The organism is Pseudonocardia tropica (assembly GCF_040105315.1).
In the GTDB taxonomy this organism is placed as follows: Bacteria; Actinomycetota; Actinomycetes; order Mycobacteriales; family Pseudonocardiaceae; genus Pseudonocardia; species Pseudonocardia alni.
Genome location: NZ_JBEDNP010000003.1, coordinates 256134 through 269178, shown reverse-complemented (window position 1 = coordinate 269178; position 13045 = coordinate 256134). Strand labels below are relative to the sequence as shown.

The window sequence follows — 13045 nt, the reverse complement described above, 5'->3', positions numbered from 1 at the left end:
CGGGAAGCGTCGGTCCTCCGGCGGTACCGTCACCAGTCATGAGCACCGGTCCCGAGCCCGCCCCCGGCGGCCAGCAGCACCCGCCGCGCCGACCGTTCGGCGAGGTGCTGACCGCGATGGTCACGCCGTTCGACGCCGACGGCGAGCTGGACCTGCCGAAGGCCGAGGAGCTGGCGAACCACCTGGTCGACCTCGGCAACGACGGGCTGGTCGTCAACGGCACCACCGGTGAGGGCCCGACCACCTCGGACACCGAGAAGTCCGAGCTGATCCGCGCGGTCGTGTCCGCGGTGGGGGACCGGGCGACGATCGTCGCCGGGGCGGGCACCTACGACACCGCGCACTCGATCGAGCTGGCCCGCAGCGCGGAGCGCGCCGGTGCGCACGGGCTGCTCGTGGTCACGCCGTACTACTCGCGGCCGCCGCAGGAGGGCCTGCTCGCGCACTTCACCGCCGTCGCCGACGCGGGCGACCTGCCGGTGATGCTGTACGACATCCCGCCGCGCAGCGTGATCGGGATCGACGTCGAGACCTTCCAGCGCCTGGCGCAGAACCCCCGCATCGTCGCGGTGAAGGACGCCCGCAACGACCTGCGCGTCGGCACCGAGGTGCTGGCCACCACCACGCTCGCCTACTACTCCGGCGACGACCCGGTGAACCTGCCGTGGCTCTCGGTCGGGGCGGTCGGCTTCGTCAGCGTGATCGGCCACGTCGTCGCCGACCGGCTCCGCGCCATGATCGACGCCTACCACGCCGGTGAGCACCAGCGGGCCCGCGCGCTCCACTACGCGATGCTCCCGGTGATCCGGGGGATGGGCCGGGTCGGCGGCGCGGTGTTCGCCAAGACCGCGCTGCGCCTGCGCGGCATCGACGTCGGCGACACCCGGCTGCCGCTGCCGCCCGCCACCGAGGACCAGGTCGCGGCGATCGCCGGCGACCTCGCCGTCGCCGGGGTGGCGCTGGACCCGCAGGCCCGCCCGAACGTCCCCGCCTACCAGGCCGGCCACGGCGCCCTGGGCGGACGCACCGCCGCCGACCTCGGCGCCGAGGTCGCGTACCACCGCACCTGAGCAGGAGCGTCGTCTCCGCACCCGAGCGGGCCCCGAGAACACGAACCAGAGAACACGAACCCATGTGAGGCACGAACCCCTGTGAGTCCCCAGCGCAACGACCGACGCAACCGGCCCGGCCGGACGCTCTCCGCGCCGCCGGAGAACATCGAGCGCCCGGAGCTCCCGGACGCCCCGCCACCCGCCCTCGCGCGGGGCGGCCTGCGCGTCTACGCGCTCGGCGGCATCGGCGAGGTCGGTCGCAACATGACCGTCTTCGAGTACGAGGGCCGGCTGCTCGTCGTCGACTGCGGCGTGCTGTTCCCGTCCGACTCCGAGCCGGGCATCGACCTGATCCTGCCCGACTTCCGCACCATCGAGGACCGCCTCGACGACATCGACGCGCTCGTGCTGACCCACGGCCACGAGGACCACATCGGTGCCGTGCCGTGGCTGCTGCGGATGCGCCCGGACATCCCCGTCGTCGGGTCGCGGTTCACCCTCGCCCTGGTCGCGGCCAAGTGCAAGGAACACCGCCTGACCCCGCACCTGCAGGAGATCAAGGAGGGCGACCGGGTCTCCCACGGCGGGTGGGACTGCGAGTACTTCGCGGTCAACCACTCGATCCCCGACGCCGTCGCCGTCGCGATCCGCACGCCCGCCGGGCTGCTGCTGCACACCGGTGACATCAAGCTCGACCAGCTCCCGCTCGACGGGCGGCTCACCGACCTGGGCGGGTTCTCCCGGCTGGGCGAGGAGGGCGTCGACCTGTTCCTGGTCGACTCCACCAACGCCGAGGTCCCGGGCTTCGTCACCCCCGAGGCCGACATCGGGCCGGTCATCTCCGACCTGGTCCGCCGGGCGCCGTCGCGGATCATCCTGGCCTGCTTCGCCAGCCACGTGCACCGCGTCCAGCAGGTGCTCGACGCCGCGCACGCGCACGGCCGCAAGGTGTGCCTGACCGGGCGCTCGATGGTCCGCAACATGGGCCTGGCCGACGACCACTCGCTGCTGAACATCCCCGCCGGGCTGCTCGTCGACATCGACGAGGCGATGCGCCTGCCCGACGAGAAGCTGGTGCTCGTCTCCACCGGGTCGCAGGGCGAGCCCCTCGCCGCGCTGTCCCGGATGGCGCGCGGGGACCACCGCAGCATCACGATCCGCCCGGACGACACGATCATCCTGGCCAGCTCGCTGATCCCGGGCAACGAGACCGCCGTCTTCGGCGTGATCAACGGGCTGACCCGGCTCGGCGCCACCGTCGTGCACCAGGGCAACGCCAAGGTGCACGTCTCCGGGCACGCCCCGGCCGGTGAGCTGCTGTTCCTCTACAACGCGGTGCGCCCGTCGAACGTCATGCCTGTGCACGGGGAGTGGCGCCACCTCCGGGCCAACGCCGCGCTCGCGCGGCGCACGGGGGTGCCTGAGGAGTCGGTGGTCATCGCGGAGAACGGCGTGGTCGTCGATCTCGTCGACGGCCGCGCGGCGGTCACCGGCCGGGTCGAGGTCGGGCAGGTCTACGTCGACGGGCTGTCGGTCGGCGACGTGGGCGAGACCACTCTCGGTGACCGCATCGCGCTCGGCGAGGGCGGCTTCATCGCGATCAACGTGGCGATCGACCACAAGACCGGCCGCCCGCTGTCGCGTCCGACGCTCTCCGGGCGCGGGTTCTCCGACGACCCGAAGGCGCTCGACGCCGCCCAGTCGCTGGTCGAGGACGAGCTGTCCCGGCTGGAGAACGAGGGCGTCACCGACCCGCACCGGATCGCCCAGGGCGTGCGGCGCGTCGTCGGCCGCTGGGTGTCGGACACCTACCGGCGCCGCCCCATGATCGTCCCCACGGTCATCGCCGTCTGACCCGCGCCTCCGGCGGACTGCACTCATGGAGCTTCGGCCCGGTGCCACCGGACCGAAGCTCCATGAGTAGCAGGCCGCCGGCCGGCCGGCCGGGGGCGGGGCCGGGGTGGGTGAGGTGCGTCGGGAGCGGGCTCGGCCCGCGTCGGTCCCTGGTTCGATCATCGAACCGGGCTACCGTGTGTGACATGGCGGGACGCACGGGCACGGGCAGGACCACCACGACTGCGGCCGCGGGCCGCGGCTCGGGGCGGTCGGGCTCGCGCGCGTCCACCGCCCGCAAGCGTCCGGCGGCAGGCCGCAGGCCGCCGGCCCGGCGTCAGGGCCCGGACCTGGTCGACCGCGGGATCGACGCGGTCGGCCGGGGCGTGGCGAAGACCGTCCGCGCCTCCGGGCGTGCGGTCGGGCGCACCCGCGAGATCGACCCCGCGCACCGCCGCGACGGCATCGGGTTCGGCATGCTCGTGCTCGCCGTCATCGCCGCCGCCGGGCTGTGGTGGCAGGCGGGCGGCTCGGTCGGCTACTGGTTCACCTTCCTCGTGCAGGCGGTGATGGGCCAGGCCGGCGTGGCGCTGCCGGCGATCCTGCTGGGCATCGGCATCGTGCTCGTCACCACCGAGGGGCACCCGGAGGCCCGGCCGCGGATCGTGACCGGCAGCCTGCTGCTCGCCCTCGGCGTGCTCGGACTGGTGCACCTGGGTGCCGGGGCGCCCGCCGAGCCCGACGCCTGGCGCGGCGCGGGCGGCGCGCTCGGCTACGTCGCGGGGACCCCGCTGAAGGCCGGGCTCAGCCTGTGGACGGCCGTCCCCGTTCTCGTCCTGCTGACGCTGTACTCGGTGCTGCTGGTCACCGGGATCCCGGTGCGGGAGCTGCCGGATCGCTTCCGCAGGCTCACCGGACAGCTGCCGCCCGGGCAGGACGACGAGGAGGACGCCGGTGCGGGCCGCCCGCGCACGGTGGCCGACGCCGTCGCCGAGCGGGAGGGACAGGCCGGCGAGACCGAGGAGGCCCCGAAGCGGCGTCGCCCGTCGCGGCGCAAGCAGGGCGTGGCGGAGGCCGACGCGTTCCGGGTGGAGGAGGGCGAGCACGCCCCGGCCCCGGTGGACCCGTCGCTGCCCGGCGTCCCGGACGAGGAGGTGCCCGCGGCCGTGCCCGCCGCGGCCGCACCGCAGGCGAGGAAGGCGCGCAAGCCCGTCGTCGAGACGCCGCAGGTCACCGACGAGCCGCTCGAGGGCGAGCAGCTCTCGATGGCGATCCGCGAGCCGCAGTCCGACACCGAGTACATCCTGCCGCCGGCGGACACCCTGGAGTCCGGGCCACCGCCGAAGTCCCGCAGTTCCGCCAACGACGCCATGATCGAGGCGATCACCGGGGTCCTCGACCAGTTCAACGTCGACGCCCAGGTCACCGGCTTCACCCGCGGCCCGACGGTCACCCGCTACGAGATCGAGCTCGGCCCGGCGGTGAAGGTCGAGAAGATCACCCAGCTGCAGCGGAACCTCGCCTACGCCGTCGCCAACGACAACGTGCGGCTGCTGGCGCCGATCCCCGGCAAGTCCGCCGTCGGCATCGAGGTCCCCAACACCGACCGCGAGATGGTCCGCCTCGGCGACGTCCTGCGCTCGGGCAACGCCCGCGCCGAGCAGCACCCGATGGGCATCGGCCTGGGCAAGGACATCGAGGGCCACTACCTCGTCGCGAACCTGGCGAAGATGCCCCACCTGCTGGTCGCGGGCTCCACCGGTTCCGGCAAGTCCAGCTTCGTCAACTCGATGCTGGTGTCGCTGCTGACCCGGGCCACGCCGGACGAGGTCCGGATGATCCTCATCGACCCGAAGATGGTCGAGCTGACGCCGTACGAGGGCATCCCGCACCTGATCACGCCCATCATCACCCAGCCGAAGAAGGCCGCCGCGGCGCTGTCCTGGCTGGTGGAGGAGATGGAGCAGCGCTACCAGGACATGCAGGCCAACCGGGTCCGCCACGTCGACGACTTCAACCGCAAGGTCCGCACCGGGGAGATCACCGCCCCGCCCGGGTCCGAGCGGGTGTACCGGCCCTACCCGTACATCATGTGCATCGTCGACGAGCTCGCCGACCTCATGATGACCGCCCCGCGCGACGTCGAGGACGCGATCGTCCGGATCACCCAGAAGGCGCGTGCGGCCGGGATCCACCTGATCCTGGCGACCCAGCGGCCGTCGGTGGACGTCGTCACCGGTCTGATCAAGACCAACGTGCCGAGCCGCCTGGCGTTCGCGACGTCGTCGCTGACCGACTCGCGGGTCATCCTCGACCAGCCGGGCGCGGAGAAGCTGATCGGCATGGGCGACGCGCTCTACCTGCCGATGGGCGCCGGCAAGCCGGTCCGCATGCAGGGTGCCTTCGTCGACGACGACGAGATCTCCAAGGTCGTCGCGTTCACCAAGGAGCAGGCCGAGCCCAGCTACACCGAGGGCGTCACGGCGCAGAAGGCCGGCGAGAAGAAGGAGATCGACGCCGACATCGGCGACGACCTCGACCTGCTGCTGCAGGCCACCGAGCTGATCGTCACCTCGCAGTTCGGGTCGACCTCGATGCTGCAGCGCAAGCTGCGGGTCGGGTTCGCGAAGGCGGGCCGGCTGATGGACCTGCTGGAGACCCGCAACATCGTCGGGCCCTCGGAGGGGTCGAAGGCCCGGGACGTGCTGGTCAAGCCGGACGAGCTGGAGGGCGCGCTCTTCCTGATCCGCGGCGGGGGGACCGCCGACGGCAGCGGGCCCGAGGACGACGACGAGTGACCCCCGTCGGGCGCCGGTCGTGAGGCGGTGATGGTCCCGACACCGTCGGTGATCGACTTTTCGGGCCGACGGGTTAACGGGACGGTCACGTTCGTGCCAGAGTGACCAGGGGTCGCCGGCCGGCGGCCACGCGTCGTGCTGCCCGTCGTCGCCGGGCAGAGGAGGTTCTGGCTGGTGTTCTGGAGGAAGAAGGACCGTCGTCGCCCGGCACGGGGCACCACCGACCGGCACGCGCTCGTCCCGATTCCGCTGACCGGCGGTGTGCTGTCCGGTCAGGTCCGCGACCAGCAGGGCGGTGCCCTGGCCGGTACCGAGGTGTCGGTGATGGACCCCGCCGACCGGCGCGCGGTGCACGTCGAGACCGACCCGTTCGGCCGGTTCGCCGCGTCGCTGATGCCCGGCCGGTACCGGGTGCGTGTCGAGGCCGGCGGCTACCAGCAGGTCACCGACGTCGTCGAGGTGTCCTGGGGCGAGCACGCCGACATGGGCCACATCGTCCTCGGCGAGGACCCGGCGCTGCGCCCGCCGCGCCCCGGCGTCTTCGTGATCGACGGCGACCACAGCTCGGTGCGCTTCGTCGCCCGGCACATCGGCATGTCCAAGGTGTACGGCCGGTTCAACCGGTTACAGGGGCAGATCCGGATCGCCGAGCCGTTCGAGGAGTCCTCGGTGGACGTCGTGATCGACGCGGCCAGCGTCGACACCAATGTCGCAGCCCGCGACACGCACCTGCGCTCGGCCGACTTCCTGGACGTCGAACGCTTCCCCGAACTGCGCTTCTCCAGCGTGCGCTTCGTCGCGCACGGCGGGAACCGGTGGACCGTGGACGGCGACCTCACGCTGCACGGCCTCACCAGCGACGTCTCGCTGGACACCACGTTCCTGGGCACCGCGGAGTGGAACGGTGACCGGGTCGGCGCGGTGGCCACCACCCAGCTGCACCGCGAGCACTACACGCTCAACTGGCAGCAGACCATCGCCAAGGGACTGCCCGTGGTCGGGTCGACGATCCAGATCCAGCTCGACGTGCAGGCGATCCGGCAGTCCTGACCTCCGGCGGACTGCTCAGTACTCCGGGAGCGTGAGGGCCGTCGCGGCGGTCGCGGCCCAGTGCTCGGCGAGCCCGGGAGCGGCGGCGTCCGGGGCGGTCAGCTCCCGGACCCGCGCGGCGTTGGTCAGCGCCAGCTCCTGGTTCGCCTCGACCCAGCCACGCATCCGCCGCTCGGTGGCGGCGGCCGCCGGTCCGGGGTCGCCGCCGGTGCGCGCGAGCTCCCCGGCCAGCACGTAGGCGCCGACCATCGCCAGCGTCGTGCCCTGGCCGGACAGCAGAGTGGGGCACCAGGCGGCGTCGCCGAGGAGCGCGACCGGACCGCGCGACCAGGCCGGCAGCCGGACCTGGGTGACCGGGGTGAGGTACAGGTCCTCGGCGCGATCCATCCCGGCGAGCAGCTCGGGCAGCCACCAGCCCCCGCCGGCGAAGTGCCGCGCCACCAGTGCGCGCTGCGCGCCGAGGTCGCGGTGGTGGTAGGTGGCGTCCGGGTCGGTGAAGCCGAGCATCACCCGGACCTCGGTGTCGTCGTGCGCGGTGTAGAGCCCGGCCATCGTGTCGGGGCGCTGCAGGAACACCTGCCAGCGGCTCAGCCCGAAGGTGTTGGGCAGGGTGAACACGGCGACGTGCTGGCCGAGCGGGACCAGCCGGCCGTCGTCGTCGGGGCCCAGGGCCAGGCGCCGGACGCCGGAGTGCTGGCCGTCGGCGCCCACCACGACGTCGTAGAGCTCCTCGGTGCCGGACGCGAAGCGGACCCGGGTGCCGCCCGTCGGGTCCGGGTCGAGCGCGACGACCCGGTCGCCCCACCGGTGCTCGACGCCGTCGAGCGCGCCGGTGAGCAGCGCGGCGAGGTCGTCGCGGAGGATCTCGACGTCGTCGCTCGCGACCGGCCCGCCGGTGAGCGTCACCTCGGTGCTGCGGAAGACCTCGGTGCCGTCCTCGTCGACCAGGGACATGCCGTCCATCGCGGTGCGGGCGGCGCGCAGTCCGGCACCGAGCCCCATCCGGTCGACGACGGTCAACGCCGGGCCGCGCACGTCGACGGCCTGCCCGCCGGGCCGCGGCCCCGGCGCGGACTCGACGACGACCGGTCGGAACCCGTGCCGCCGCAGCCACCAGGCGAGCGTCGCCCCGGCGATGCCGGCCCCGCTGATCAGGATGTCGGTCATGCGTCCTCCTCGGTACGGTGTACGGGGCAACGATGACGCCGCGAGCTGGGACGACGCGCGGACTGTAGTGGCACAGGTGGTACAGGGAGGTGCGGTGGACGGGTCGCCCACGGACCGGGTCGCGACCGCGGTGCGCGCCCGCATCGAGGCGGGCGACCTGCGCCCCGGGGACCGTGCGCCGTCGGTGCGCGCGCTGGTGGCCGAGCACGGTGTCGCGATGTCCACCGCCGCCCGGGCACTGACCCGGCTGCGCGAGGAGGGGCTGCTGCACACGACGGCCCGGGTCGGGTCGGTCGTCGCCGGGCCCGCGGGAGACCCGGTCCCGGCCCCGCCGCCGGACGCGGCCCGGCTGGTGCGGACCGCGATCGGCATCGCCGACGACGAGGGCCTGGCCGCGCTGTCCATGCGCCGCCTCGCCGGGGCGTTCGGCGTGCCGACGATGTCGCTGTACCGGCTGGTGCGCAGCCGCGACGAGCTGCTGCTCACGATGCTCGAGACGGTGTTCGCCGAGCTGGTGCTGCCCCCGGCCGACGGGCCGTGGCGGGCCCGGCTGGAGGGGGCGGCGCACGCGCAGTGGCGGGTGCACCGGCGGCACCCGTGGCTCGCGCGGGTGCTGTCGTTGTCCCGGCCGCAGGCGCTGCCGTCACTGCTGCGCTTCGCCGAGTTCGAGCTGGCCGCGCTGGAGGAGGTCGTCGCGGACCCGGTGGAGCGGTTCGACCTGCACCTGGCGTTGACCGGGTTCGTGCGGGGGATGGCGCTGACCCTGGCCGCGGAGCAGGAGGCGCAGGCCGACACCGGTGTCGACGCCGACACCTGGGCCGACCACGACCCCGGGCTGCGCACCGCGCTGCGCCGCCACGGCGGGCCCGCGCTTCGCCGGATCGGGGACCACCCCTACGACCTGCAGCGGGTCCTCGACACCGGGATCGCGCGGTTCCTCGACGGGATCAGCTGAACTCCTGCTGCCGCCACGCCTCGTAGACGGCGACGGCGGCGGCGTTGGCCAGGTTCAGCGAGCGGTTCGACGGCCGCATGGGCAGCGCCACCGTGCCCGTCACCCAGTCCGCGCCCGCCACCTCCGGCGGCAGCCCGGTCGACTCGCGGCCGAACAGCAGCACGTCCCCGTCGGAGTAGGCGACGTCGGTGTAGCGGACCGGTGCGCCCGGCACGAACGCGAACACCCGTGCCCCCGCGGCGCGCACCCAGCCGGCGAACGCGGCCGTGTCGTCGTGTACGACGACCTCGGCGAGGTCGGCGTAGTCGAGTCCGGCCCGGCGCACCGAGCGCTCGTCGAGCGAGAAGCCGAGCGGCCGGACCAGGTGCAGCTCGGTGCCGGTGTTCGCGGCGAGGCGGATCGCGTTGCCGGTGTTCGGCGGGATCTCCGGGGTGTGCAGGGCGAGGCGGACCACGCGCTACTCGTACCAGGTGCCCGCGCTCGGTGGTTGCCGTCCGGGTTGTCGCAGACGAGGTGGACGACCACGCCGTCGTCGCCGGTGTGGACGGCGCGCTCGGTGAACCCCGGTGCCGAGGTCAGGAACGTGACCGGGGCCCGCGGGTCGGGGCGGGGCCGGACAGGCTGGGCCGGAGACCGGGCACGTCGCTCAGGGGTGCGAGGGGGCCGGGGCAGGGCGCGGTGGTCGTGGACGGATCGGAGCCGCCGGCAGGACCCGCTCGGCCCGCCAGGTCGACGCGGTGGTGCCTGCGAGGTCGCGGAAGTCGCGTGCCAGGTGCTGCTGGTCGGCGTAGCCGCAGACCGCGGCCAGTTCGGCGAGCGGGGGAGCCGACGGGCGGCGCAGCAGCGTGCACGCCCGCTCGAACCGGATGACCCGTGCCGCGGCCTTCGTCGCGAGCCCGGTCTCGCGCCGCAGCCGCTCACCGAGGTGGCGCTGCGACCAGCCGACCTCCCCGGCGACGTCGGCGACGCGCGCGGTCCCGCCGCTGCGGGCCAGCAGCTCCCAGGCGCGCACCACCTCCGGCGGCGGGCCCCCGGACGGTCCCGGGCGTCGGCGACGGCGCACAGCGCGGCGTCGAGCAGCGCGCAGCGCCCCGCCCACCCCGGCTCGGCGCGCAGCCGGTCCAGCAGGGTGTCCAGGCCGGGGAGGAGCAACGCGAGGTCGACGACGTCGCCGGCCAGCTCGCCGGCGGGCAGTCCGAGCAGCGTGCGGGCGCCGCGCCAGGTCATCTCCAGCTGCATCCCGGCCTGCCGGGGGCCGGTGGCGAGCACCGCGGGTGCGGCGTGCAGGCCGGCCGCCGAGGCGGTGAACCGGCCCGGGCCGCGTCGCGGGTCCGGCGCGGCGAGCAGGTCGACCGCACCGTCCAGGCAGAGCACGACGGTCAGGTGGGCGCTCGACACGCCCTGGTGCGTCCCCGCCGGACCCGCGGGGGAGGACCAGCACCAGATCCCGGAGACCAGCGGACGCAGGCGGGCGGAGGGACGCCAGCGCCGGGCCCCGTCGGACATGCGGGCCAGGGTAGCGCCGCCGGGACGGGGCGGCCGGTTCCCGCGTCCGGACCCCGTCCGGCGGGAGGTCGGGAGTCCGGAACGGACGATCGTCGGCGGCGCCCGGACGCGCCCGTGCCGCCGGGTGTTTCCCGGCCGTTCGTCGAACGGTCGACGCGGGTCGATCCGGGTGTCCGGCGATCCTGAGAACGGCCGGACGGGCAGAAAGTGAGCGGATATCGCACACGGCCGTCCGCCGTAGCGGACGGGGCCCTTCACGGAATGGATCTTAGGACGGTCGTCGCTCAACCGCTCCGTTCGGAGGAAACATTCCCTTAATCGATCCCACGTCTGTTCGATCTCCCTGGTGATCGTACAGTCGCCGGGCGGACAAGATCGGAATTGCGGGATCTCCCGGTCCGTATTCGTCGGGGGAGGCAGATCGGTTCGTGGTGTGTCATGGTTCCGATTCAGGGTGGGGAACGCGGGGCGTTCCGGAGCGCTGTCCGGTAATCGCTCAATGGAGAGGGACGGGGTCATGAGTAACGCCTCCAAGATCGGAATGGCCGTCGTCGGCGGCTATGTGTTGGGAAGAACGAAGAAGGCCAAACTGGCGATCATGCTCGGGGGTGCGCTCGCCGGGCGGAAACTCAATCTGACACCTGCCGGAATCGTGTCGCAGGCGTCGAAGGTGGTGGCGGGGTCGCCGGAGCTGACCCGGCTGTCCGACGCCGTGCGCGGCCGGCTGTTCGAGGCGGGCAAACAGGCCGCGGTGTCCGCGGCCGGCAACCGGCTCGAGGCGCTGACCAACTCGCTCGTCGAGCGGGTCGAGAACCTCGGCAAGCCGGTCGAGCAGGTCGCCGGCGCCGCCGGTGACGCCGCCGGCGCGGGCGTGGAGAAGACCGGTGACGCGGCCGGTGCGGCCGTCGAGGGCGCCGGTGCCGCCGCCGGTGCCGCCGGGGACACCGCGGAGGGCGCGACCGACGCCGTCGGGGACACGACCGACGCCGTCGGCGACGCCGCCGGGGAGGCTCCGGTGGTCGGCCGGGCCGCGAAGGGCACCACCCGCGTGGCCGGGTCGGCGACGCGGGGAGCGGGCCGGGCGGTCGCGGGCACGACGTCCAAGGCGCGCCGTCCGCGGTCGGCGGACGCCGACTCCGAGGACCCTCCGCGCCGGCGGACCGGACGCTCGTCGGGCTCGGGATCGTCGTCGGGACGTGCGGGATCGTCGAGCCGGTCGTCGTCGGACGGCGCGGACTCCGACTCCGAGGGCCGCTCGGCCCCGGCCCGGCGGACCGCACGGTCCTCCTCGGGCCGCAGCGCCGAGTCCTCGTCCTCGGGCTCGTCGGGCAAGGGCGGCTCGCGCAACGGCCGGGCGCCGCGCTCGGGCGGGCGTGCGACGAAGAAGTCGGAGGCGCGGGCCGATGGCTGAGGAGCAGAACGGCAGCGCCTCGGTGCTGGACCAGCTGCCCACCGACCGCCTCAAACAGGCCGGGCAGCTGCTGTTGAAGGCCGCCGCCGACCGGGCGGTCGGCGCCGCGATGAACCAGGTGGAGGGACTCACCGAGCGGTTGACGGGCGTCGCCGAGAACGGCGGGACGGGCCTGGGCGCGGCACTCGGCGGGGGCAGCTCGGAGGAGGGGGGTAATCCGGTGACGAACGCGGTGAAGGGCGGGTTCTCGGCCGTCAAGGACAAGGTGATGGGGGCCGTCGGGCTCGGCGGTGGCGACGGCGACTCGGCGGACTCCGAGGGCGGGGCCGGCGGCGGTGGTTCCGGCGGGGGCCGCGGCAAGTTCAAGTTCATGAACATCGTCGAGCACCTCGACGTCGGTGTCCCGGTGCGGGTCGCCTACGACCAGTGGACGCAGTTCGCGGACTTCTCGACCTTCATGAAGAAGGTGCAGTCGGTCGACCAGGAGTCCGACGAGAAGACGAACTGGAAGGCCCAGGTGTTCTGGTCGAAGCGCACCTGGAGCGCGACGATCATCGAGCAGATTCCGGACACCCACATCATCTGGCGTTCGCAGGGCGCCAAGGGTTATGCCAACGGGTGCGTGTCGTTCCACGAACTCGCGCCGAACCTGACCCGCGTGGTGCTGATCCTCGAGTACTACCCGGTCGGCCTGTTCGAGAAGACCGGCAACATCTGGCGCGCCGTCGGCCGCCGGGCCCGGCTGGAGTTCAAGCACTACGGCCGGCACGTGATGGTCGAGACCCTGCTCAACCGCGAGGAGCTGGAGGGCTGGCGCGGGGAGATCCGCGACAGCGAGGTCGTCAAGACCCACGAGGAGGGGCTCGAGGAGGAGCGCGAGGCCGAGTACGACGACGAGGACGCCGAGTACGACGACTACGACGACGCCGAGGACGCCGAGTACGACGAGGACGAGGACGACGCCGGGGACGACCTCGCCGAGGACGACCTCGCCGAGGACGAGCTCGCGGAGGACGACGAGCTCGCCGAGGAGGAACCGGCCGAGGACGACGACCACGCGGAGGAGGACCTCGCCGAGGACGACCTCGACGCCGAGGACGACACCGCGGACGAGGAACCGGCCGACGGCCCCGACCCGGAGGACGACGACGCCGGGTACGGGGAGGCCGAGCCGGAGCACGCCGAGGCCGAGGAGCCCGAGCCGGAGGAGGACGGTGGCCGACGGGCCGGGAGCCGTCGCCGTCGCACGGCGGGCTCACGTGCCTGACCCGTC

Annotated in this window: 10 protein-coding genes; 7 read left to right on the top strand and 3 right to left on the bottom strand. The window is 73.7% G+C overall.

The window, feature by feature from the left end:
- Nucleotides 1-38: 38 nt before the first annotated feature.
- The 4 genes from dapA (at nt 39) to WHI96_RS06845 (ending at nt 6733) form a co-directional block, all read left to right on the top strand.
- Nucleotides 39-1070, top strand: a complete 1032-nt coding sequence (gene dapA, locus WHI96_RS06860; protein WP_345642695.1) for a 4-hydroxy-tetrahydrodipicolinate synthase — start codon at nt 39-41, stop codon at nt 1068-1070.
- Between the two features lie 147 nt (nt 1071-1217).
- On the top strand, nt 1218-2906 hold the full coding sequence (locus tag WHI96_RS06855) for a ribonuclease J (protein ID WP_345642972.1): 1689 nt from the start codon (nt 1218-1220) through the stop codon (nt 2904-2906).
- 185 nt (nt 2907-3091) lie between these two features.
- Nucleotides 3092-5683, top strand: coding sequence for an FtsK/SpoIIIE family DNA translocase (locus WHI96_RS06850; protein WP_345642692.1), 2592 nt, complete (start codon nt 3092-3094; stop codon nt 5681-5683).
- Nucleotides 5684-5818: 135 nt separating this feature from the next.
- Entirely contained in the window at nt 5819-6733 is a 915-nt protein-coding gene (locus WHI96_RS06845; RefSeq protein ID WP_345642688.1) for a YceI family protein, read from the top strand.
- 15 nt (nt 6734-6748) lie between these two features.
- Here WHI96_RS06845 and WHI96_RS06840 read toward each other — a convergent pair whose 3' ends face one another.
- A complete protein-coding gene (locus tag WHI96_RS06840) occupies nt 6749-7900 on the bottom strand; it encodes an FAD-dependent monooxygenase (protein WP_345642685.1) in 1152 nt (383 codons plus the stop codon).
- Nucleotides 7901-7994: 94 nt separating this feature from the next.
- On the opposite strand from WHI96_RS06840, the gene WHI96_RS06835 reads away from it, so the two are divergent.
- Nucleotides 7995-8855, top strand: coding sequence for a GntR family transcriptional regulator (locus tag WHI96_RS06835; RefSeq protein ID WP_345642682.1), 861 nt, complete (start codon nt 7995-7997; stop codon nt 8853-8855).
- Here WHI96_RS06835 and WHI96_RS06830 read toward each other — a convergent pair.
- A complete protein-coding gene (locus WHI96_RS06830) occupies nt 8848-9309 on the bottom strand; it encodes a tRNA (cytidine(34)-2'-O)-methyltransferase (RefSeq protein ID WP_345642679.1) in 462 nt (153 codons plus the stop codon). The two genes, WHI96_RS06835 and WHI96_RS06830, sit on opposite strands and share 8 nt — an antisense overlap.
- A gap of 192 nt (nt 9310-9501) precedes the next feature.
- A complete protein-coding gene (locus tag WHI96_RS06825) occupies nt 9502-9867 on the bottom strand; it encodes a helix-turn-helix transcriptional regulator (protein ID WP_345642676.1) in 366 nt (121 codons plus the stop codon).
- 1011 nt (nt 9868-10878) lie between these two features.
- Between WHI96_RS06825 and WHI96_RS06820 the strand changes: the two genes are divergently transcribed.
- Nucleotides 10879-11772, top strand: a complete 894-nt coding sequence (locus WHI96_RS06820; protein ID WP_345642674.1) for a hypothetical protein — start codon at nt 10879-10881, stop codon at nt 11770-11772.
- Nucleotides 11765-13039 carry an SRPBCC family protein gene (locus WHI96_RS06815; protein ID WP_345642671.1) on the top strand — a complete coding sequence of 425 codons (1275 nt, stop codon included), beginning with the start codon at nt 11765-11767 and terminating at the stop codon, nt 13037-13039. The genes WHI96_RS06820 and WHI96_RS06815 overlap by 8 nt, the downstream gene beginning before the upstream one ends.
- Nucleotides 13040-13045 lie beyond the last annotated feature (6 nt).